The sequence below is a fragment of the Siminovitchia sp. FSL W7-1587 genome (genome assembly GCF_037963795.1).
Lineage (GTDB): Bacteria > Bacillota > Bacilli > Bacillales > Bacillaceae_C > Siminovitchia > Siminovitchia thermophila.
Genome location: NZ_CP150169.1, coordinates 733,196 through 755,641, shown reverse-complemented (window position 1 = coordinate 755,641; position 22,446 = coordinate 733,196). Strand labels below are relative to the sequence as shown.

The window sequence follows — 22,446 nt, the reverse complement described above, 5'->3', positions numbered from 1 at the left end:
ACATTGTAAGAACGAAATTGGAGGTTCATATGTACAGTCATCTTCAGAAGATACAATGGAAAACAATCCTGCTATTATCACCTGCTTTATTGATTTTTAGCTTATTTGTGCTTTGGCCGACGTTATACACCTTTTATTTAAGCTTCTTTGAATGGAATATGATCGCACCTACTAAAGAGTTTGTCGGGTTGGCCAATTATGTTGAAGTGTTAACAGATGCCACCACGTATAAAGTATTGCTGAATACTTTTTGGTATATCGTTGTTTTGTTAATGTTAAACTTTGTTGTCCCGTATATTTTTGCATTCGTCCTTCATTTATTAGTACGCAAATTTAAAAACTTTTTTAAAGCGGCGTTTTTCCTGCCTTCCTTTATATCCTTAGTGGTCGGTTCCATCTTAACAACATGGATGCTCAACCCTATTTCCGGGCCGGTAGCGCAAATCGCTAAATATGTTGGGTTATCCATTCCAAATTGGAGCCAAACAGAAGGTCTTGTTATTTTCATTATTTGTTTGATTACTTCATGGAAAGTATTTGGTTATAATTTTATCACCCTTTATGCCTCTATTTCCGGTATTTCTAGCGAAGTCATCGAAGCGGCAAAGCTTGATAATATTCCAAGTTGGAGAATTTTAAAGGACATTGTCGTGCCGATGAGCAGCGCCACGGGTGTTTATATTCTGATTATGACGATCGTAACAGGTTTACAGTATGTGTATACTCCGGTAAAAGTCATCACTCAGGGAGGCCCTGATTCGGCAAGTTCAAACTTGATTTATCAGTCGTATCACCATGCATTTGATGTTTACAGCACGGGGACTTCTGCTGCACTTTCAATGCTCACATTATTATTGTTTGTCCTGCTTCTCGTGTTGGAGTTTCGATTTGTAGAAAGAGGGGTCCACTATGAAAATTGAGAGTAGATTGCCTTCTATTATTTGGACTGGGGTATTTATTGCCATTGTGATGATCTGGCTTATGCCCATCGTATTTGCATTGGGAACATCGTTTAGAAGTTTACAGGATGTTTATGATAATGTGTTGGCGATATTTCCAACTGCGCCAACTTTTGAAAACTACAATCAATTATTTGAGCAATTACCGATGTTCAAAATCATTATGAACAATTTTACGATTGCGACCACGGTAACGATATTAAAATTAGTAACATCTTTTTTAGCAGCCTATGCGCTTGTTTTCTTCCGTTTTACAGGAAAGAAACCTTTGTATTTTCTATTCATTGCAACTATTTTTATTCCATTTACTGTAACGATGGTTCCGAATTATATCATGTTGTCTAAAGTTGGGTTAACAGATCATATCGCAGGTGTTATTTTACCCCAAGTTGCGGATGCGGTGGGAATTTTTTTGTTAACGCAAGTGATGAGATCCATCCCCTATTCGTTAATAGAATCGGCGAAGTTGGATGAGATCGGCCATTTTAGAATTATGAAAGATATTGTGTTACCACTGATAAGCCCACAAATTACTTCTGTTGGCATCTGGTTTTTCGTGAATTCTTGGAACGAATTTGTGTGGCCTTCATTGATTTTAAAATCAAAAGAAAGTTATACGCTGCCCTTGGCACTCCAGATGTTTATCAGTTCCGAAGGCGGTACGAATTTTGCGGTAGCCATGGCGGTGTCGGTGATTACAATGTCCATTCCACTATTGCTTTATCTGATTTTCCAAAAATATATTATTGGAACATTTACAGCATCTGGAATTAAATAGGAGGAATCGGTAATGGCAAATATTAAATTTGTAAATGTAAAAAAATCCTATGGAGATCATGTGATTATTAACAATTTAAACTTGGAAATTCATTCAGGTGAACGTTTAGTGTTGTTAGGGCCTTCGGGCTGTGGAAAATCAACGATATTAAGAATGATTGCCGGTCTGGAAGAGGTGACTGATGGGGACCTTTATATGAGAAATGAGCGGGTAAATGACATTCCGCCTGGAAAACGCAATGTTGGAATGGTTTTCCAAAATTATGCCTTATATCCGCATATGACGGTTAAAGAAAATATTACGTATGCGCTGAAAGTGAAGAAGGTACCGAAACATGAAATTGAAAAAAGGCTGGATGCCACTGCTGAATTTCTGCAATTAAAACAGTACTATGACAGGAAGCCGAGTGAGCTTTCCGGGGGCCAAAGACAAAGGGTTGCTTTAGCAAGATCCACCGTAAAGAATAGTGATTATTTTTTACTGGATGAACCACTTTCCAATTTAGATGCCCAATTGCGAATTTCCGCCCGTGAAGCACTGATGGATATTCATCATGAATATAAACAAACAATGGTGTATGTGACACATGATCAGATTGAAGCGATGACGTTCGGTACGCGGATTGCCTTATTAAATAAAGGGGAATTGCAAATGCTCGATACCCCGGAAAATGTGTACCATCGGCCCGCCAATATTTTTACTGCTACATTTATCGGCAATCCTCCGACAAATATTTTGGAAAATGTCCATTATATGAACGGTCTTTTAACTATTGGAAAGCAATCTTTACAACTCAGTGATGATTGGAAGAATTATGTGGAAAAAAGTACCTATCATCAAATCGTGTTAGGTATCCGTCCTGAACATATTCATTTAACGAAATCACCGCAAGCAGGAAGTATACGCGCAAAAGTGAAACACTCAGAAAACCAGGGAAGCAATTTTGCGATTCATTTAGATGTGGAAGGAGAAAATATAGTCGCGATAGAGGCTTTTAATATTTTCAAAGCTGGTGAAGAAGTATTCGTAAATATAACGATGGATGAAATTCATTTGTTCGATAAAGCAACAGAGAACAATTTGGGTTATCCCGAAAATATCATTCGGAAAAAGAAAGTTGCGAGTGGAACAGACGAACATTTGCTTGAAGTTTTACAATAAAAACATCTAATGAGAAAAAAGGGGATGCACATGAATCGCTTATCATTTATTCAATTGTCCGATACTCATTTTAGAAATCATTATATCAATGATCCGCTGGAAGAAGTTTTTAAAGGAGTGAAAGACCCGGCAGAAAATCTGATCGAAGTACTTCAACATATTAATTTTGGAGACATTGACTTTATTACCATCACAGGTGACCTTGTACATGATGGAAGTGCGGAAGACTATAGGGGGTTAAAGTCAATTGTGGAAGATCAAATTCCGTCTGACTTCCCTGTCTTTTATTGTTTAGGAAATCATGATGATAAAGAAAATTACTATGAAGGTTTTTATCATATCGAAAATAAATCAACTTCACTGGATTATGTGGAAGCGATGAACGGCTATCGCCTCATTTTTTTAGATACGTCCGTTGATCATATGCATGGGGGATATGTAGCAGAGGCGCAGTTAGACTGGCTGGAAGCGATTTTAAAAGAAAAATCAGAAGCCGGCTCATTATTATTTATGCATCACCCATTAATATGGAATGGCGAGAAAACAACAGAAGTGTCTGATCGCTTATTTGATATTCTTAAAAACAGCGACGTTATCAGCATTCATAGTGGACATCTCCATTTACCCGGCATCAATTATATCGGGAGCATCCCTCAATTTTCCATTGAGAGTCTAGCGTTCGGTGTGCATAACTCAAAAGAAATGGTGAATTATACAAACCGGGTTTCTTATAATTACTATTCACTTCGCGACCGGGAGATTTTTTCACATCCGATCTATGTAAATCCGCAAGAGGATGTTGTTTGGGCTTTAACACATGAAGAGCATGAAAGGCATACAATCAAGCATTATGGACGATAATCAATCATTCATTTTTTTGAAAGGAAATATATGATGTATTTAACTGACTATCATCATCACACAGACAATTCATTTGACTCTCAAGCATCTATGAAATCGGTATGCGAAGAAGCGATCAAGAAAGGTATTAACGAAATTTGTTTTACAGAGCATTTCTCGGTGAATCCTCAGGCGATAACCTATGGCCATATGGATTTTAAACGTTATTTTTCACAAATTGAACAATGTCGGCATCTATTTGGACAGCGCCTGAAGATAAAAGTTGGACTTGAATTATGTGAGCCGCATTTATTGCAAGAAACATATCATGAACAATTACAGGGGCTTCCGCTGGATTTTATACTGGGCTCTGTACACAATATTGAAAATCAAGACATTCGATCTTATATGGTCCATAAAGAACCTGAATCACTTTATCAAAGGTATTTTGAAGAGGTGTACCAATTAGTTTCAAATGCCGATATTGATGTAGTGGCACATCTGGATTTGATGAAACGATATGCGGTGGACGTGGATTATTTGGGGACATATGATTTTCATGTATGTAAGGAAGGCTTAATAGAGATTTTTAAAAAAGCGATTGAGAGAAATATCGGTATAGAGATTAATACTTCTGGATTTGCCAAAAAGACGTTAAATGAGCCCCTGCCTTCTATGAAAGTGTTAAAATTATATAAGGAGTTGGGAGGAGAAGTGTTAACGATCGGTTCAGATTCGCATGCCGCTAGCACTGTTGGCTATCATTTGGATACAGCTTTGGATATGGCGAAGGAAGCAGGATTCAAATATATTTATACATTTACCAGCCGTCAGCCGGAAACGATAAAAATCGTTTAAAAACGTATTGATGGCGATGAAAAATAAGTAAAAGGTGGATTGACAATGAAACTAGTTCTAATGGGAGACCTTCATTATTCGCGCATGGGGGACGGCACTGAAGAAATGTGTATAGCAAGAGAAAAAGTTTTTAGCGTCTTGATCGATGCGTTTTGGGAAATCGATGCGGATTATCATATTTCATTGGGAGATCTTACGCATGAAGGGTATCCCGAGGAGTTTCGTGATGTGCTTAATCGGATGGACAGCAGCCGCAATTTTATCCACGTGCTTGGCAACCATGATGCGTTATCTATTCCCAAAAGCGACATTTTGACAGTGACCGGACAGCAGCGTTACCAGGCGATTGATACGGATGAAGCGAATCTGATTTTTCTGGACACGACCAAAGAAATGAATCGGGATGACTGGGGCGGGGAAATTGATGCAGAACAGCTACAATGGCTACAATTTCAACTAGAAAAATCGAACGACAAGCCGGTCTTTGTTTTCGCCCATCATCCTGTTTATGATACGACTGCGCGTTCTACCATCGATAAATTATCGATTCATCCGGAGATAGGCATGAAAGAACTATTGAATAAAAGTGGAGGTGCAGGGTTTTACTTTTGTGGTCACAATCATGTAAACTCAATTGTTCAGCAAGGTAGTTGGCATTACATTCAAACCGCTGCATGCCTGGATGCTCCCGCATTCCGAGTAGTAGAAATCAAGGACGGCCAAGTGAATATCGACATGATTTCGATTGATGACGAGACGCTTATGGAGCAGATCGCGATTGTCAACACAAAAATACCAGGATTTGTCCCTATCGAGCAACCGCATGGAGAAGAATCCGACCGCAACTTGCTCGTAGAGATTCAAGAACCAGTTACAGAAACTGGGAAAGTGTTCTGAAAATCGTCTAGGAGTACTGTTGGCCAAAGAATGAGCAGCGATATATGACAAGCTTGATGTTGTATCATGAAAAAACACCCATTGTCGTCGATCCATCTCGTGACACCAAACCCGCGGGATCGACGACAAACCAACAAGGGACAAAAGGCAGTAAACACAATGAAGCGAAACTATTTGGAAAATAATCACTTTTATTTTCGCGAAGTATGTGATATACAATAAGATGGTAAGAGGCATGTTGTTTGGGGTTGACATCTTACCTAAGAGGAATTGAAACGAAACTGAATCATAATCTTTTTTCCAATCCCTTAATGTTGACATCTTACCTAAGAGGAATTGAAACGACCAATGTTTAAATCCTTTCCATTCATTGGCCAATGTTGACATCTTACCTAAGAGGAATTGAAACCTCAACGGAGCTGGCGGTCGAACTGTCGGCTGGCATTGTTGAAATCTTACCTAAGAGGAATTGAAACCGTAAGATCCCCCAGGAAAGCGACCTTTGCTTTCCAAGGAAGCTGAGAGACCTGGGGAAAGCGAAATATGTTGACGTAGCGATGATAGGGATTTTTTTAACAAATAAACCGAACAATTATAAATGAATTGTACGGTCGTATTTGCTTATGTCCCAGCCCGTCCTTCCCCTTGGGTTTCTGTTGATCAGACGTGTATTTATAAAAATCAGGATGCTTGCCTATCATTCTATTGGAGCGATAGGTTTTTTTATTGCGGAAATTTTTACTTACTCTTAACATAATTTTTATTTGGGATTTGAATTTTTGTTATATACTTTTGCTTTAAGGGATCATGATTGGATCTCGAAGCATTTTGTTTGAAACGATCATTCGTCTAAAAGAAAGGCACCATGCTATTATGCCGTATAACTAGATGCTTCAATTTTTATTTTCACTATCCTCCACGATCATGTGAGTCATTGGGAAATAGAAGAATCTTCTGTTAAAAATACTATGATAAATCATGGAGGTATCAGCTTGGACGCACCTATATCAACTTTTATTAATGATTTTAATTTAATCATGTTTGTTTTATTTACATTGTTGTATTCGTATAAATTTGTATATTTGTTTGTTGCCCTCAAGGCCAAAAAGGGTGAACATTCCGGGAATAGCAATGTATTAAACAAATACGCTGTCATTATTGCAGCGCGAAATGAAGAGCTTGTCATCGGACAGCTTATCCAAAGTATTAAAAATCAGAAATATCCCGAAAACTTCATTGATATTTTCGTAGTAGCAGATAACTGTACCGATAATACAGCCAGGGTTGCCGAGAAAGCAGGAGCTATTGTGAGGGAGCGTTTTAATAAAACGCAGGTTGGAAAGGGATATGCGCTGGATTATATGATCAAAATCATTGAAAGTGAATATGCGTCCAGAAAGTATGAAGGTTATTTTGTGTTTGATGCGGACAATCTCCTTGATGAGCATTATATAATGGAGATGAACAAAACATTTAATCAAGGATACAGGGTGATCACAAGCTATAGAAATTCTAAGAACTATGATCAGAACTGGATTTCTGCAGGCTATGCTCTTTGGTTTTTGCATGAAGCTGAATATCTTAATCTTCCCAGAATGGTCTTAAACGCTAGTTGTGCCATTTCTGGAACGGGATTTTTGGTGCATGCTGATCTGATTAAAGATAATGGTGGTTGGAATTACCATCTTCTTACAGAAGACATTGAATTTTCCATTTCGCAAATTATTAAGGGTGAAAAAATCGGATACTGTAGAAATGCCATGTTTTATGATGAGCAGCCAATAACCATTAGCCAGTCTTGGCATCAGAGATTACGTTGGGCCAAAGGATTTTATCAAGTTTTTTCGAAATATGGAAGAGCATTAATTGGTTGTATATTTAAAGGAAAGAGCAACTGGTTTTCGTGTTATGACATGACCATGACAATCATGCCGGCCATACTCTTTTCCAGCATCAGCATTATCGTTAATGTATTTTTTTACTTAGCAGGCTTATTTGAATTTGTTGATGAAAAAAGGATTGTTCAGACAACGACCATTGCAATGGTAAAATCCGCTTTCTGGTTTTATGGAATACTATTCATGATTGGTTTTATGACAACTTTGACGGAGTGGAGAAAAATTCATTGTTCTGGATGGAAAAAAATTGCTTACACGATCACTTTTCCATTGTTTATGTTCACCTATTTGCCGATTGCGGTCGTCGCCTTGTTTAAGGATGTAGAATGGAAACCGATTGCTCACACAGTTGCAAAATCTCTTGACGATGTAAGGTAATATGATTTGCCATACTGTGGTGATCTCAACTAAAGTTTGTTATGACAAACATTATGTCGCCATCTTCAGATAACCGCAGCTTTTGATCATCTGGGTGCGATCTGTCAGTGTAAAAGGGCGCCTTAATGCCATGCGGTTAGCCCTTTCGGCTTATAACATAATAATATGAAGCACGCCGATTGAAGGCGTGTTTTTTATCAAAAATACATAATGCACGTGGGAGCTGAATCCGAGTATGATCAAGCGATAATCGCCCATGTCTCATAAAATGGGCCTACACCGCAAGCTAAGAATGAATATTGTTGAGGAAAAGCGGTATGTAAATCGATTAGGAGAGAGCGGGTTTCTCCAAGAATCCAGGTGACCTTCAATCATAAATAGGATATCCTTTTGAAGAGCCACCGGCGGATTTTGGATCCTAATTTCATTACATGTCAGAGCCAAAATTTTGAAACTTAAAGATCCGTAATGTGAGTTAGGTGATGGGGGAAATTTCTTTTTCCAAAAGCAACGATTACACCCTGCCCGCTTTAGTCCAATTGGCTCATATCGGGCGGCCAATAACATCAGTGTCAAAGAATGATCAATGATGCTCGGCGCTTTGGAGAGCAATTTGTTTAAAAATCATCGGGTATTTCGCTGGAAATCAATGCAGGATTTGAATAAATAATTGACGGCTGCTTCGTTTGAACATGACTAATTTTCTTGCTATAGTAAAAAAACCATGTAAGGGAGGATGTAATATGACCAAACATCGGATTTATACAATGAGTGTGGCAAGTGTCTATCCTCATTATATTACGAAAGCAGAGAAAAAAGGGCGTACAAAATCAGAAGTCGATGAAATCATCTGCTGGTTGACAGGGTATAGCCAGGAAGGGTTAGAAGCACAACTGGAAAAACATGCAGATTTTGAGACCTTCTTTGCGGAAGCTCCCCAATTAAATCCTTCACGTGCTTTGATCAAAGGGGTTGTCTGCGGCGTCCGAGTGGAAGAAATCGAAGAACCAACGATGCGGGAAATTCGCTATTTGGATAAGCTAATCGATGAGTTAGCAAAGGGAAAAGCGATGGAGAAGATTTTGCGAAAATAATAATGAAACATAAGAAACACTGATTCCCCATTTGAAGCTAAAAAGAATCGGTGTTTTTGTTGTTGAAACTTCAGCCAAATGAGTTTTGTTATCGGATTTATGGCTATGAGGCGATTATAAGTAATTATTTTTTTCTCCACTATTTTTCGATGATCCTAATCATGTCCAAGCTGTAACGGCTGACTTTGTTCATGCTGTGCCGGGAGTGAACGGCGGTTACGCGTCGTCCGGAGAGATGACGTTTTATCCAGGCGAACGAAGGAAGGCGGCAGTTGTGCGAATCTCCAATTTGACTTCGCAGTAGCATCGCTTGTTAGCTGCCGAAAGGATATCGAAGGCATGTGGAACGGTTTTTCTGATGAAAAAGCTGATGGACGGCGCCGAGCAGCATACTTGCGGGAGCATACGATTCAGTCGCGGTTGCTCATTACTGTACCCTTTCAGCACAAGAAGTGATGTACTTCATATAGAACTTGTAGAATCTCAATAGGAAAATTACGTTTTATACAGTTAACGGTGATTATGCTTCTTGTTTGTTGAACTACGTAAATGGGTGATGAAAGCCTGTATAAAAATAAGCACCTTATTGGACGGAATTGACAGCTTATTTTCTGCATAAAAGTTTACGGTTTTATGGACTGAATTGAAATGGGATCTTGAAGAGTGTCAAGGGCCCCCAACAGTGTGATAGCATGGGCAAAGATATTGGAAGTTTTTAAGAATGATAACCTTTGAGGGAGCTGTCTTCATGAAAGGGCCCATATGGAAATCTTTTTTCGTAAAATGCCTTATATCATACAAAATCGTATTCTTTTTCCATCTTTGAACTTTCTCTGAGGCTCTGTTATCGGAGTAAAATCGGCGGGAGCAAGGCCCTTTTAAATTTGAGAGGAGAATTGACCATGAACGGCATTCCCAGCTTTATGACAATGACAATGATGATCGCTTTTTTGACCACTATTGTTTCCCTTGTTGTATTCAAAAGAAAAAGCCTTATATTACCATATATCGTACTAGCGTTGAGTATCATTTTATTGATTATTAGTTTTTCAATTGGAAGTTGGGAAGGAATGGGGCTCGGTGTTTTCAGTTTAGCGTTATTTATGGGGGCTTTCATTTCGTTAATTGTTTTAACGTTTTATGAGGCCTTTAAAAAGAAAAAAGGCTATTGATGATTGCCTTTTGCTTCGAGTCGGTTTTTTAGGGAAGATAAAGTTTTAGCTGGTTTAATGGCGATTATGATATTCTACATACCTTCGTATTACTTCATTAAAAAATTCCCGCAAAAAATATATTATTTATTGCCGGCGATCGTTCCTACGGTGGGATCGGTTTTATTTATTATCTACTCATACCTATTCATCCCGGATGGTTGGTTCATGATGGGGGTGTTTTTGTACGCATTTGCGGACGATACAGGTTCTTTTATAGGCAAACTTCTGCCATTTTTGTATTTGACAATGTTAAAAAGACAAGCAATCGTTAATGCTGCATGACAAATGAAAATCAATCATAACTAATTAAAAAAGCCATCTAAGTGAAGATGGTTTTTTTAGTGGTTGAAAAAGGGGCGATTTGTTAGGACGCGCGATCAATTTGCGTTTTTCAATAACTTTCCCTACGGATTTGGAAACCACCTTGACGTTCCATTTGTTTCCTCCGCTTCTCAGATGTTACTGCCATTCTTTCTTCATGATTCTATGGTGCTCCTCCAGCGGGTTTTTCCACCATAAATGCTTTTTTCGAATCAGCCAAGCTTGCTTTAGCCTAGAAAAAATTCATATAAGGGTTGTATTCGCTTTTTGTACCGTAACAACAAGTAAAAAACCACATTGCTCTTTCTCTGCTTTATTTTCAGCCTCTATTTATACCGATTTGTACATGAAATGTACAGAAATTGATCAGATATGGGACATTTTGCTTTGGCGTTGTAATGACAAAACAGCCAGATTTTTCTTTTTCCTGCTTTATTTGTGACCTTTTTCCTAATTGGAAACGCTATCAGCTGTATATGAATTGACCAGAAATATACCGGTTATTGAATATGTGCATCTGATTTATTTCCATTGGGTTATTTGTTTTCAATAAGCTCCATAAAGGACCCAATCATATGGGAAAGGGGGAAACTGCTTGACAAAATTAAGGGGATTTTCGATTCTCTTTAGTATGTTATTGATTTTGCAATTACTTGTCCCAATTCCAACAACCTTTGCGAATCCAGCTTTAGGCGCAGGACATGGGGAAAGTAACGGGAGAATCGAAGTCAAAAAAGTCGATCAAAGCAAGGAAGCGATCAAATGGCACGTTGTGATGAATGCTTCTGGCCAAGAAAATAACGGAATCGGCGCAAAGATAAGCTTTAGTCCAGGTTTAACTCATGGTTCTATAACGGAAATACAGAATGTTGAAATCAAAAAAACAGCTGATGGTTACGACATCAAAACACCGGCTGGAAGTGAAGCATTTGAGTTGGAACTGGTAACTAACATCAAAGATTCAAAACAAACAATCTATGAAGTTCAAGCGCTTGCGACTTTTCCAGATGGCCAATTCGAAGCGTCTGATCAAACAACGTTGCCGAAAGAAAGTTCCGAAGGTTCAGTAATCAACGATGATGGGCAAGTGGCTGAAGAGGAAAAACCTGCAAATCAGAATCAGGAAAAACCAACAACGCCAGATCAAGACTCTTCAGATCAAAAGAAAGAAAGTAATGAAGCCGGTAAAGAAACTGAACATGAAAAGCCAAAAGTAGAGAATTCGCCTCCAGAAGAAAAGCCCAAAATAGAAAACTCGGGTCCAGAAGAAAAGGATGTAAAGCAGATAGAAGGGAAACCCCATCCTCCATTTTTATCAACGGCAAGGCCAAGTGCTTTAGCAGGAATGCAAAGTGGAAGTGAATGGCCTGCTCCAGGCTCTCTCAAGTTAATGAAAGACGCTACTCCAACCGGTACATATGCCGAATGGGAAGTTGAGTTAGCGATTGAAGGGAAAAATGTAAAAACGAGTTCTGATATAGTGCTCGTACTGGACAAATCAAACAGTATGGGGCTAGGAAGGAGATTGTCAAAAGCCAAACAAGCGGCTAATGAATTTGTTGACAATCTATTATTGGAAGGTTCTTCGACAAGAATCGCATTGGTTTCATTTAATCATCAAGCCACCATAAATCAGGATTTTTCCGGATATTCCAATAAAAGACAATTAAAAAACGCGATTAATGGTGTTTGGCCATCAGGCGGCACGAATATTCAAGCCGGGCTTCACCAAGCACAAACGATGCTTGCAAGAAGCAGTGCAGATCAAAAGATTATCGTCGTATTAAGTGATGGTGAACCGACGTACAGCTTTCAAGCCAGTAATGCATCAGCCTATTCATGGCCTGAGAATAAATATCGCTTTATCCTGTCCAATTTTGATTACAATACGATCATCGGTTCAGGGGGGGGCTACAATCTAGGGTGGTACAGCTACCGTGTCAATGGTCATACCGTCGAAACAAACGGAATCGCTACAATATCTGAAGCAAAGCATATTATGAACGCCGGAGTCGGCATTTACTCAGTCGGCCTCGAAGTTGGCCGCAACAGGAATGCAACGTACGTGCTTGAAAATAGTCAGAATAAAGGCTATTACCTCGGCGGCCAAGATGATTTAAGCGAAATCTTTGAAGATATCGCGGCTAAAATCCATTATGCGGCAACAAATGCTATTGTTACCGATCCAATGGGCGAGATGTTTAATCTTGTTAAAGACGGCAGCTATAACGGTGAGAATTTTACAGCCTCACATGGAACCGTCAAATGGGATGATGCAACAGAAACATTCACGTGGAATGTGGGAGACATCAAAGAGGATGAGGTATACAGACTGAAATACAAAATCACGATCGACTGGGATAAAAATCCGCAAGGAAACGTTCTATATCCTACGAATGGCGATACGCCTTTGAATTACACGGATCCAAGCGGAAAGCCGTCAACAAAACCTTTTCCAATCCCGGAAGCCGGGATCGATAAAGGGTTAATTGTTAAAAAGGGCTACCGTGTAAATGTTGATGGCCAACCGATTGACCGCAATGGCAATGTGGTTGCAAGCCCGGCAGAAGCAGAGCAGTTTTATGATGTCTTCCATGAAGAAAATCGAAGCAAAGAGTTAAAGTTTAATGAAACATACTCGGTGCCGGCTAATCATGTTCCCGGTTATACGCTTCATGTGGGGGAAAATCCGACGAATGTCCGTTTGACCGCAGCAAATCCAAAACAAACGGTTTGGTTTGGATATGTAAAAACCGAGGAATTGCAAGCTGGTGATATTACAGTAAAGTACGTCGATGAAGACGGAAATCCAATCGCCAAAGAAGAGATTCTTTCAGGAAAAATCGGTGAAACTTACACCACGGAGCAGAAAAAGATTCCCGGTTATGAGTTTAAAGAGATGCACCAAGATAGCGCACCGGCAGAGGGTACTTTTACAAAAGAAGAGCAAACCGTCATCTATGTGTATAAGAAAAAACTGGGTTCGCTTTCAATTAAGAAAGTAGACAAAAATGATCATGACAAAGCTCTTGCAGGCGCGACATTTGAATTGTACGACGCAAACAACACTTTGATCGCCACGAAAACGACAGGAGAAGACGGAATCATCCTATTTGATCATCTGGACTGGGGCGAGTACACACTTGTTGAAACGAAAGCGCCAGAAGGCTATCGAAAATTAACAGATCCGATCAAGGTGGACATTACGAAAGAGCATTTGCATGTTGAAAAAACAGTGGAAAATACGCAAGTCGATTGGACACTTCCGGACACGGGGGGCATCGGTGCCCTTGGATTTTATGGACTTGGCATCCTGCTGATGGCAGGCGCATGCTTTTGGTTGTTCTTTAAAAATGCAAGGCGTAGGACGAAAGACAAATTATAGGGGGAAATAACATGAGAAAAACAGTATCGGGGTTTTATAGAATATTAACCGCATTACTTATCTTTGGCTTACTTCTGCCGACAGGATTTGCCAGTGCAGAAGACCGGACGTCGGGGACATTAACGATTCATAAGTATGAGCAGGAGCCTGGCACTGAACAGGGCGAACCAGATGGCTCTTCTGGCCAAAATCCTAAAGGAAAGCCGTTGCCAGGAGTTGTATACAAAGTAAAACAAACACATTCTTATGATGGAGAAAATTGGACGGAAGTAAGCGATGGGGCGGAATATACGTTAACGACAAATGCAAATGGCGAGGTAACACAAAAATTGCCTTTGGGCCGCTATTCAGTTGTTGAAACGGGTGGTCCAGATCATGTCAATTTAAATCCGGATACGTTTTATGTCGATATTCCGATGACAAGTAAAGACGGATCCACGTTAAACTATGATGTTCACATTTATCCGAAAAACGAAACAATCCGCGGAGCTGTTGAGCTGACGAAAGTGGATGGTGACACGAATAAAGCATTAGATGGCGTGGTATTTGAACTTTATCACAAAGACGGCACACAAGTGGAAGGTACTTTCACAACAGACGCAGATGGAAAAATTCGCATTGACGGTCTTGCCTATGGCGACTATTTCTTTAAAGAAGTCGCGACAAAAGACGGCTATGTATTAGGCAGCCAAAATGTGCCGTTCTCTATTCAAAACAGCGGGAAATTTGAAGAAGATGGAACAACAACAGGGGAAATTGTAGAGGTCAATATTGATAACTATAAATCTCCCGAACCGAAAAAAGAAGTCGATGAAAGTGATATGAACCGTGGAGAAGAAGTCACTTATACGATTACAAACACACTCCCTGGCGATATTCACAAATACAAACAATTTGTAATTACGGACGTGTTGGATGACAGATTATCTTACGTCGATGGAAGCTGGACGGTTGAAGGTGTTGATCCATCCGCCCTGACATTTGAGCAAAGCGGCCAAACATTGAAATGGACAGTGAACAATTTCGCCGCACTTGAAGGCGTGAAAGAAATGAAAATTTCTTTCAAGGCAAAAATCGCAGAAGATGCGCCGCCTAATGAAGTGATTAATAACAAAGCGATCATCGACTTTGAAAATCAGCATGGAAATGACGGGCATAAAGAAACGGATGAAACACCTGTTAATCCGACAGCGGGTTATTTGACAGTCATTAAGCAAGATAAGTCTTCTCAAAAAAGACTGGCGGGTGCGGAATTTGAACTTCGCGATTTAGAAGGTAATGTGATCAAAAGCGGTGTAACGAATGATAATGGGGAGCTTTCTTTCAAGGAGCTTGACTACGGGAAATATCAACTAGTAGAAACAAAAGCGCCGGAAGGTTACCGTAAATTAACAAAGCCGATTGACGTTACAGTTGATAAAAGCAACCATGAGCAAACGATCACGGTCGATAACTCCAAAACAGATTGGGAGCTGCCAACAACAGGCGGTATCGGTACAACTCTGTTTACGCTTATCGGATTGGCATTGATGGTTACGGCATTCGTTCTTTATGTACGTCGTAGAAAATCGGGTGCTGAAGTAGGTTAAAAGCGTAATAAGTGGGAGAGGGAATGATTTCTCTCCCATTTATTTGTTAATGCCAAAATAAAATTTATTTACGATAGGACGGGAAAGCGATGAAAAAAGCAATCGTCATAGCCATATTTTTTATTGGATTAGGCATTTTTTCCTATCCTATGATAAGTAATATTTTATCTACACAAGTGCACCAATCCGTTGTCCATGGCTATAGCGATAAAGTAAAAAAGATGGATAAGGAACAAATAGAGGCGGAAAAGAAGAAAGCCGATCAACATAACGAAGAATTAGCCGATTCACAATTGGATTTTGTGGACCCTTTTTCGGAAGATGCCAAATCGGATGAAAGACGCGGGAATAACAGTTATTATGATGCCTTGAATGTTGGGCCCGCCATCGGCAGCATAGACATTCCTAAAATCAATATCCAGCTTCCCATATACCATGGCACAAGCGAAGAGGTTTTATCGAAAGGGGTAGGCCATTTGGAAAACTCTTCCTTACCTACAGGGAAAGCGGGGACACATAGCGTTTTAACGGCCCACCGGGGGCTGCCTACTTCAAAGCTGTTTCGAAATTTGGATTCTTTAGCGTTTGGCGACAAATTTTTTATCCAAGTGCTTGATGAAAAAATGGCCTATGAAGTGTTTGATGTTGACATCGTGCTGCCGCATGAAACAGACTGGCTGCAAATGAAGCAGGATGAAGATATCGTCACCTTGCTGACGTGTGAACCATATATGGTCAATACACACCGGTTGTTGGTGAAGGGGAAACGTGTACCTTATTCTCCAGAGGAAAAACAAGCAAGTGAAAACGACGGGGTACCTGTATATGTGTATGTGCTGGCAGCTCTCGTTCTTCTTTCCCTTATTTACTTTATTTACCGAAGGAAAAAGAAGAAGGAGGCGACCGATGAAACATAAAGGTATTATGTTCTTATTTCTTATTGGCCTCCTTATTTTGGGTTACCCGCATATCGCGCAACTCGTCAATGGCTATCTGCAAAAGAGTCAGGTGGAGAACTTTCAAAGCGGATTGGACCATTTATCGGATGACGAGATCAATGAATTGATGGCACGGGCTCAAAAGTGTAATAAAGAAATCTATTATGATTTGGATGGCTTTCGTGATCCGTGGGGGGACAATCAAGAAAAGTTGACAGCATTCAATGAATGCCTCGGTTTTGGCAATGATGATATTTTTGGAGCCATTGAAATACCGAAGCTCAAATTAGTGATACCGATCTATTTAGGTTCATCAGAGGAAGTGTTAAGCAAAGGAATTGGCCAAGTGGAAGGTTCTTCATTGCCGCTTGGCGGGGAAAATACACATACCGTATTGGCCGGCCATCGTGGAATGGGAACAAAAGCGATGTTTCGAAATATAGATGAACTGCATGACGGCGATGTATTTTACATTCATACGATGAACGAAACATTAACCTACCGTGTATTTAATCAAGAGGTGATTGAGCCCCACGAAACGGACTCTTTGGAAGTGGAAGAAAATAGGGATTTGGCGACGTTATTAACGTGTCATCCCTATCGCTATGATTATCAGCGATTGTTGATCCAAGGTGAGCGGGATCAGTAAGATGCTACCGCCCGAGAACATCATTAAACCCAGGAGAAATGGTTGATTTTGGCTTGTTCCAAAGCAATAATATCAATTCGCAATAATAAAAATATTCAATATTTTACTAGTATAACAAAAAAAAATACTTTACAATGGAGGTGGTAGACAGTTCGCAATGATGTGTATTCACTACTTTTTTCATAGTTAAAGGGTTTTGTGGACACAACCCTCCTTATAACAAAAATGCCCAGTTCTAAGAGTTGAAGCTCCTGCATCTAATCAATGATGAGAAGCTCTTTAAAAAACTTGGGCACAATTGATCAGCGGCAACTTTTTTTCCCGGAAAAGTGTCGAACTCTTACAATATGCAGGCTTCCAATTCGTTTGCTAACGGGTGAGCCGAAGCTGCGTTTTCTTGTTGTCTGTTCAACCGGACAAATCATGTAAGTTGATCCAAATACATTCAACTTTGTTAACCGTTTCGTTTATACTATCACAATGTTTGATCTCCACAAGTTACTTAGGTCATCCAACCACCCAACTTTTTTACTATCGTCGTTCCTTAGTCTACCCGTACATGTTTAACGCAAATAGAAAATGTGATGCGCAATAGGGATTTTATCTGTTTGACACTTTTTCAAAAGAACTTATACGGAAGTTCAAAAATAACTAGTGTATTGCTAGTGATTCATGATATGTCACCCAATCTCAGACTCACAAAAGTAGGTCTAAAGTTTCATTTTGGATAAAAATGGGTATATTGATATGGTAAAAAAGTACTATATAATTAGAGGGGGTACATTTTGCTTGAGAGTAATACTTATTGATGACGAATCATTGGCTCTAGAGTTCTTGGAGAAAAAGTTGGATGAAATCGGCGGAATTGAAATTATCGGGAAATACAATGATGCCTATAAAGGGTTGGAAGAAATAACAAAAAACCACCCTGATGCTGTTTTTCTCGATATCGAAATGCCTGAAATAAGCGGGATGGATTTAGCGAAGAAAATTCAAAGGTTGATGCCAAGTGTCAAGATTGTTTTCGTAACAGCACATAATGAATATGCAGTAGATGCATTTGAAATCAATGCTGCGGATTATATCGTAAAACCGATTCGGCAGAAACGATTGCTTAAAACGATTGATCAACTGTTGGAATTGACTGGGAAAAAAACAGCTGCTTCACCGATGGTTTGTTGTTTTAATAAACTTCATTTTAAAATGGACGGAAAAAAACCCGAAATGATAGATGTTTATTGGAGAACAACGAAAGCTCGGGAATTGTTTGCTTATTTGATACATCATCGCGAGCAATTTGTACGCAAGGATGTACTGCTGGAATACTTTTGGCCGAATGCCGGTTGGAAAGATGGATTCACCCAACTTTATTCTACTGTCTATCAAATTCGGAAGACTTTGAAATCCATTGACTTCCCGATTAAAATTATTAGTTCCGAAAATAGCTATAAGCTGGAACTGAATGATGTGCGTGTAGATGTTGAAGAGTGGGAAAACGGAATGAAAAGGTTATCGTTTTTGACAAGAGAAACGCTTCCAGAGTACATAAAAACACTTGATTTGTATAAAGGCGATTACTTTGACAAAGATGATTATTTATGGGCTGATAATGAACGAAAGCGGTTAAGAGTGATTTGGTTAAGCCATATCAAACGGTTGGCGGATTATTTTATCTTTAATGAAGATTATACTGAAGCCATCTTGCTTTATTTGCGTGTGCAAAAGATTCAGCCACTTGAAGAAGATAGTTATTTCATGCTGATGCAGTTGTATGATGCATTAAAGAAACGCGATTCGGTGAAAAAAGAATATACGCACTTAAAGAAAATGTAGCAAGAGGAATATGGAACTCTTCCCAGGGAAGATATACAAAGATGGTACGAAAACTGGGAAAAGCGAACGTCGTTCACTCAATACATTTCTTGATTTATAAAGTCGGGTAAAGGCCGGGCCACGGCTATTTCGATGAAGATAAGGGCCGATTTATACGCAATGACAATCAAGAGCGATAAAGTGATCTTAGACGCCGGATTGATCGGATAGCGAGCATGAAGTGAGGAGCAATGATGATTGGACTGGTTGTAGAAGCTAAGTAATCGTCATTGCTTTTCTTCCATTGTTTGAAGGGGAGATTGCTACGAGCAATGGAATAATTGAAGTTAATATTCTCGAAAGCTTCAAAAGATTAACGTTTTAAGCTGTGAATACCATTTTTTAAACAAAGGAGAACGGAAGTAATTTTTTCTCGTAGGGAAGATGAGCCGAGCATGCAAATAATGCAATGGTAACTCCTCTTGCAAAAACGAGTAAAGTTTTTTTGTTTCAACTAAATCATCCGATTTCGGAATCTAAAGGGAGCTGTATTAGTACGTTGGAGAAAAATGTTTGAAGAAAGAATATATAGAAGGTGGAGATAAAGCTTATCAAGGCTGTTGTCGCAGAGATTATTATCCTTAATGTTAATCCAAAGCGCGAAACGTATCCGTTATAAAACATGGCTGTTTGACAATATACCCGTGCAGGTATATAATCAATATTAAGTTCAATAAAAAATGATTTTTGGAAGGAGGGAGTATGTTGAAATATGATGCGCAGATAAAAAACAGGGTAAAGCGAATCGAAGGGCAGTTAAGAGGGATTTTAAAGATGATGGAAGAAAACAAAGACTGCAAAGATGTCATCACCCAATTATCTGCAGCCAGATCTGCGATTGACCGGAGCATCGGCCTCATCGTCAGTTCCAATTTGGTTGAATGTGTTCAATTGGCAAAGGCAAGTGGTGATGCGGATACGGAAGCATTGGTCAAAGAAGCAGTCGACTTGTTGGTGCGCAGCCGTTAAAAAAAGACGGTTGACATCATTTTTATTTGTGATTATAATACCCATAGGGGTAAAGGTAAATATTTTTTTGTGACTATTAATACCCTTTGGGGTATATAGTTTGGAGGGTGAACAATGACGGAGAAGAAGAAAACAACGATCGTTTTGTTTAGTGGCGATTACGATAAAGCAATGGCAGCTTATATCATTGCCAACGGTGCGGCGGCGTATGATCATGAGGTAACTATTTTTCATACCTTTTGGGGGTTGAATGCATTGAGAAAAGAAGAAAGCATTCCAGTGAAGAAAGGGTTTATGGAAAAAATGTTTGGAAAGATGATGCCAAGAGGTGCCGACCAGATGGGGCTTTCCAAAATGAACTTTGCCGGGGTTGGTCCCAAAATGATCAAAAATATTATGAAAAAGCATAATGCCGTTCCGCTTCCGCAATTAATTGAAATGGCTAAAGAGCAGGACATTAAGTTAGTTGCGTGTACGATGACGATGGATTTACTTGGCTTGCAGCAAGAGGAACTCTTGGATGGAATTGAATACGCAGGTGTTGCCGCCTATCTTGCGGATGCCGAAATCGGCCATGTCAATCTGTTTATTTAATGCTATAAACCATATTCTCGTTAGTATCTTTTTCAACGATTTGGCGGCTAGAAAGCTGAATATACAAATGGAGGTATAAGGATGGATAAAATAAGTGCAGATGTCATCCTAGATGCAAAGGGATTGGCATGTCCAATGCCAATCGTTAAAACAAAAAAAGCGATCAACCAATTGGAGCCCGGCAAGGTACTTGAGGTTCAGGCGACCGATAAAGGATCACAAGCCGATATAAAAGCTTGGGCTGAAAGCACAGGCCATCAATACTTGGGTACTTTAGAAGAGAATGGTGTGTTGAAGCATTTTCTCAAAAAGCATACTCATGACGAAGCAGATGGGAAAAAGTACCCCCATATTGCCAGCAACGATGAGCTGAAAGAAAAAATGGAAGCCAATGAGTCTATTGTTGTACTCGATGTAAGGGAAGCAGTGGAATATGCCTCTTGCCATATCCCCGGAGCTGTTTCTATTCCAATGGGAGAACTGGATGAAAGGGCGGATGAACTAAGGAAAGACCAGGATATTTTCGTCATATGCCGTACAGGCAACCGTAGCGATTTGGCAGCGAAAAAGTTGAAAGATAAAGGATTTCACAACGTTTTTAATGTCATACCGGGTATGAGTAAATGGACCGGAGAAACGGAAGGAGGTCAATAATCATGTCTGTCACCATATATACAACGACAAGATGCCCGTATTGCGTCATGCTAAAAAACTTTTTGTCAGAAAAAGGAATCATTTTTAATGAAGTGAATGTGGAAAAAGATCCTGCACAAATGCAGAAACTAATCAATACGACAGGCCAAATGGGTGTGCCGCAAACCGAAATCAATGGCGAATGGATTATCGGATTTGATCCGAATAGCATTATGGCAACATTGCGAAAGTAGTTTTTTTGATAAAAAATATACCGGGAGGGGTAAAAATGACAGTAACAGCAATGACACCTAAGGACGTCACAAACAAAATTTTGAATAATGAGGATCTGTTTATCTTGGATGTCCGCAATGAAAGTGATTTTAAGGATTGGAAGATTGAAGGGAAACATATTGCACATCTAAACATTCCTTATTTTGAACTGCTTGATGGTGTGGAGGACATTCTGGATAAAATTCCTAAAGAAAAAGAAGTCTTGGTTGTTTGTGCAAAAGAAGGGTCATCAATCATGGTTGCTGAAATGTTGTCAGAGCAAGGGTTGGACGTATCATACCTCCGAGGTGGCATGAAGGCGTGGAGTGAACATTTGGAGCCTGTAAAAATCGGAGACTTGAAAGGCGGCGGAGAAATGTATCAATTTGTCCGGATCGGAAAAGGCTGCTTGTCATATATGGTTATTTCCAACGGTGAAGCAGCAGTTATCGATGCAACCCGCATGGCAGATGTGTTCATTGATTTTGCGCAAAGCAAAGATGCGAAGATTACTCATGTGCTCGACACTCATCTTCATGCCGATCATATTTCTGGAGGAAGAACCATCTCAGAGCAGACAGAAGCGTTGTACTGGCTTCCGCCCAAGGATGCTGCAGAGGTGACGTTTGATTATCAGCCTTTGGAAGATGGAAACGTGATTACTGTGGGCAATACCGCAATAGATATCCATGCCCTTTATTCTCCCGGCCATACGATTGGATCTACATCTTTTATCGTAGATGGGCAATATTTATTGTCAGGCGATATCCTATTTGTAGACTCAATCGGAAGACCCGACCTTGCGGGATTGGCCCAAGACTGGGTGAGCGACCTTCGGGAAACTTTGTATTCGCGATATAGAAGCCTATCTGAAGAGCTGATTGTTTTGCCCGCCCACTTTATGATCATGGATGAATTAAATGAAGATGGAAGTGTTTCCGAAAAGTTGGGAACCCTTTTTGCGGAAAATCATGGTTTGAATGTGGAAAGTGAAGAAGAGTTCAGGAAACTGGTAACGGAGAACTTGCCTCCCCAGCCAAATGCTTATCAGGAAATCCGTGAAACAAATATGGGAAAAATAACTCCCGACCTTGACAAACAACGAGAAATGGAAATTGGTCCAAACCGTTGTGCGGTTCGATAATA

The 22,446-nt window shown here is 39.7% G+C and carries 21 protein-coding genes and 1 CRISPR repeat array; all 21 genes read left to right on the top strand.

Annotation, left to right across the window (positions count from 1 at the left end; all coding sequences use genetic code 11):
* The first annotated feature begins 29 nt into the window (after positions 1-29).
* The 21 genes from NST31_RS03620 (at position 30) to NST31_RS03520 (ending at position 22,444) form a co-directional block, all read left to right on the top strand.
* Entirely contained in the window at positions 30-920 is an 891-nt protein-coding gene (locus NST31_RS03620) for a sugar ABC transporter permease (protein ID WP_077112122.1), read from the top strand.
* Positions 910-1,737, top strand: a complete 828-nt coding sequence (locus NST31_RS03615) for a carbohydrate ABC transporter permease (protein WP_077112124.1) — start codon at positions 910-912, stop codon at positions 1,735-1,737. The genes NST31_RS03620 and NST31_RS03615 overlap by 11 nt, the downstream gene beginning before the upstream one ends.
* Positions 1,738-1,749: 12 nt before the next feature.
* Positions 1,750-2,898 (top strand): ABC transporter ATP-binding protein, encoded by a 1,149-nt coding sequence (locus tag NST31_RS03610; protein WP_339163926.1) that lies wholly within the window; start codon positions 1,750-1,752, stop codon positions 2,896-2,898.
* Between the two features lie 30 nt (positions 2,899-2,928).
* Complete coding sequence (locus NST31_RS03605; protein WP_339163922.1) at positions 2,929-3,759, top strand: metallophosphoesterase; 831 nt, start codon at positions 2,929-2,931, stop codon at positions 3,757-3,759.
* A gap of 30 nt (positions 3,760-3,789) precedes the next feature.
* A complete protein-coding gene (locus NST31_RS03600) occupies positions 3,790-4,596 on the top strand; it encodes a histidinol-phosphatase HisJ family protein (RefSeq protein WP_339163920.1) in 807 nt (268 codons plus the stop codon).
* 45 nt (positions 4,597-4,641) lie between these two features.
* Entirely contained in the window at positions 4,642-5,493 is an 852-nt protein-coding gene (locus NST31_RS03595) for a metallophosphoesterase (protein WP_339163917.1), read from the top strand.
* Positions 5,494-5,537: 44 nt separating this feature from the next.
* Positions 5,538-5,678 carry a hypothetical protein gene (locus NST31_RS03590; protein ID WP_339163915.1) on the top strand — a complete coding sequence of 47 codons (141 nt, stop codon included), beginning with the start codon at positions 5,538-5,540 and terminating at the stop codon, positions 5,676-5,678.
* A gap of 61 nt (positions 5,679-5,739) precedes the next feature.
* Positions 5,740-5,969: direct repeats of the CRISPR family, unit length 31 nt; unit sequence TGTTGACATCTTACCTAAGAGGAATTGAAAC.
* 516 nt (positions 5,970-6,485) lie between these two features.
* Positions 6,486-7,769: a glycosyltransferase family 2 protein gene (locus NST31_RS03585; RefSeq protein ID WP_205179266.1), complete on the top strand. Its 1,284-nt coding sequence runs from the start codon at positions 6,486-6,488 to the stop codon at positions 7,767-7,769.
* Positions 7,770-8,512: 743 nt separating this feature from the next.
* The gene (locus NST31_RS03580) at positions 8,513-8,863 is read left to right on the top strand and encodes a DUF2200 domain-containing protein (protein WP_077112134.1); all 351 of its coding nucleotides are present in this window, start codon (positions 8,513-8,515) and stop codon (positions 8,861-8,863) included.
* Between the two features lie 902 nt (positions 8,864-9,765).
* Complete coding sequence (locus NST31_RS03575; protein WP_339163912.1) at positions 9,766-10,035, top strand: YesK family protein; 270 nt, start codon at positions 9,766-9,768, stop codon at positions 10,033-10,035.
* Between the two features lie 57 nt (positions 10,036-10,092).
* A complete protein-coding gene (locus NST31_RS03570) occupies positions 10,093-10,359 on the top strand; it encodes a hypothetical protein (protein WP_339163910.1) in 267 nt (88 codons plus the stop codon).
* A gap of 634 nt (positions 10,360-10,993) precedes the next feature.
* Complete coding sequence (locus NST31_RS03565; RefSeq protein WP_339163908.1) at positions 10,994-13,783, top strand: MucBP domain-containing protein; 2,790 nt, start codon at positions 10,994-10,996, stop codon at positions 13,781-13,783.
* 11 nt (positions 13,784-13,794) lie between these two features.
* On the top strand, positions 13,795-15,372 hold the full coding sequence (locus tag NST31_RS03560) for a SpaH/EbpB family LPXTG-anchored major pilin (protein WP_339163905.1): 1,578 nt from the start codon (positions 13,795-13,797) through the stop codon (positions 15,370-15,372).
* A gap of 89 nt (positions 15,373-15,461) precedes the next feature.
* Positions 15,462-16,289 (top strand): class C sortase, encoded by an 828-nt coding sequence (locus tag NST31_RS03555; protein ID WP_077112146.1) that lies wholly within the window; start codon positions 15,462-15,464, stop codon positions 16,287-16,289.
* Entirely contained in the window at positions 16,279-16,959 is a 681-nt protein-coding gene (locus tag NST31_RS03550) for a class C sortase (protein ID WP_077112148.1), read from the top strand. The genes NST31_RS03555 and NST31_RS03550 overlap by 11 nt, the downstream gene beginning before the upstream one ends.
* A 789-nt stretch (positions 16,960-17,748) precedes the next feature.
* On the top strand, positions 17,749-18,792 hold the full coding sequence (locus NST31_RS03545) for a response regulator (protein ID WP_339163901.1): 1,044 nt from the start codon (positions 17,749-17,751) through the stop codon (positions 18,790-18,792).
* Between the two features lie 744 nt (positions 18,793-19,536).
* Entirely contained in the window at positions 19,537-19,800 is a 264-nt protein-coding gene (locus NST31_RS03540) for a metal-sensitive transcriptional regulator (RefSeq protein ID WP_077112406.1), read from the top strand.
* 114 nt (positions 19,801-19,914) lie between these two features.
* Positions 19,915-20,394, top strand: a complete 480-nt coding sequence (locus NST31_RS03535) for a DsrE/DsrF/DrsH-like family protein (RefSeq protein WP_077112152.1) — start codon at positions 19,915-19,917, stop codon at positions 20,392-20,394.
* Positions 20,395-20,475: 81 nt separating this feature from the next.
* Positions 20,476-21,048, top strand: coding sequence for a sulfurtransferase TusA family protein (locus tag NST31_RS03530; protein ID WP_077112154.1), 573 nt, complete (start codon positions 20,476-20,478; stop codon positions 21,046-21,048).
* A complete protein-coding gene (locus NST31_RS03525; RefSeq protein ID WP_139345659.1) occupies positions 21,048-21,281 on the top strand; it encodes a glutaredoxin domain-containing protein in 234 nt (77 codons plus the stop codon). The genes NST31_RS03530 and NST31_RS03525 overlap by 1 nt, the downstream gene beginning before the upstream one ends.
* A gap of 35 nt (positions 21,282-21,316) precedes the next feature.
* Positions 21,317-22,444 carry an MBL fold metallo-hydrolase gene (locus NST31_RS03520; protein ID WP_339163898.1) on the top strand — a complete coding sequence of 376 codons (1,128 nt, stop codon included), beginning with the start codon at positions 21,317-21,319 and terminating at the stop codon, positions 22,442-22,444.
* Positions 22,445-22,446 lie beyond the last annotated feature (2 nt).

Bases quoted from the DNA above. Each gene is read 5' to 3' on its own strand.
- NST31_RS03620 (WP_077112122.1), top strand. From the start codon at position 30: ATGTACAGTCATCTTCAGAAGATACAATGGAAAACAATCCTGCTATTA.
- NST31_RS03615 (WP_077112124.1), top strand. From the start codon at position 910: ATGAAAATTGAGAGTAGATTGCCTTCTATTATTTGGACTGGGGTATTT.
- NST31_RS03610 (WP_339163926.1), top strand. From the start codon at position 1,750: ATGGCAAATATTAAATTTGTAAATGTAAAAAAATCCTATGGAGATCAT.
- NST31_RS03605 (WP_339163922.1), top strand. From the start codon at position 2,929: ATGAATCGCTTATCATTTATTCAATTGTCCGATACTCATTTTAGAAAT.
- NST31_RS03600 (WP_339163920.1), top strand. From the start codon at position 3,790: ATGATGTATTTAACTGACTATCATCATCACACAGACAATTCATTTGAC.
- NST31_RS03595 (WP_339163917.1), top strand. From the start codon at position 4,642: ATGAAACTAGTTCTAATGGGAGACCTTCATTATTCGCGCATGGGGGAC.
- NST31_RS03590 (WP_339163915.1), top strand. From the start codon at position 5,538: ATGACAAGCTTGATGTTGTATCATGAAAAAACACCCATTGTCGTCGAT.
- NST31_RS03580 (WP_077112134.1), top strand. From the start codon at position 8,513: ATGACCAAACATCGGATTTATACAATGAGTGTGGCAAGTGTCTATCCT.
- NST31_RS03575 (WP_339163912.1), top strand. From the start codon at position 9,766: ATGAACGGCATTCCCAGCTTTATGACAATGACAATGATGATCGCTTTT.
- NST31_RS03570 (WP_339163910.1), top strand. From the start codon at position 10,093: ATGGCGATTATGATATTCTACATACCTTCGTATTACTTCATTAAAAAA.
- NST31_RS03560 (WP_339163905.1), top strand. From the start codon at position 13,795: ATGAGAAAAACAGTATCGGGGTTTTATAGAATATTAACCGCATTACTT.
- NST31_RS03555 (WP_077112146.1), top strand. From the start codon at position 15,462: ATGAAAAAAGCAATCGTCATAGCCATATTTTTTATTGGATTAGGCATT.
- NST31_RS03550 (WP_077112148.1), top strand. From the start codon at position 16,279: ATGAAACATAAAGGTATTATGTTCTTATTTCTTATTGGCCTCCTTATT.
- NST31_RS03535 (WP_077112152.1), top strand. From the start codon at position 19,915: ATGACGGAGAAGAAGAAAACAACGATCGTTTTGTTTAGTGGCGATTAC.
- NST31_RS03530 (WP_077112154.1), top strand. From the start codon at position 20,476: ATGGATAAAATAAGTGCAGATGTCATCCTAGATGCAAAGGGATTGGCA.
- NST31_RS03520 (WP_339163898.1), top strand. From the start codon at position 21,317: ATGACAGTAACAGCAATGACACCTAAGGACGTCACAAACAAAATTTTG.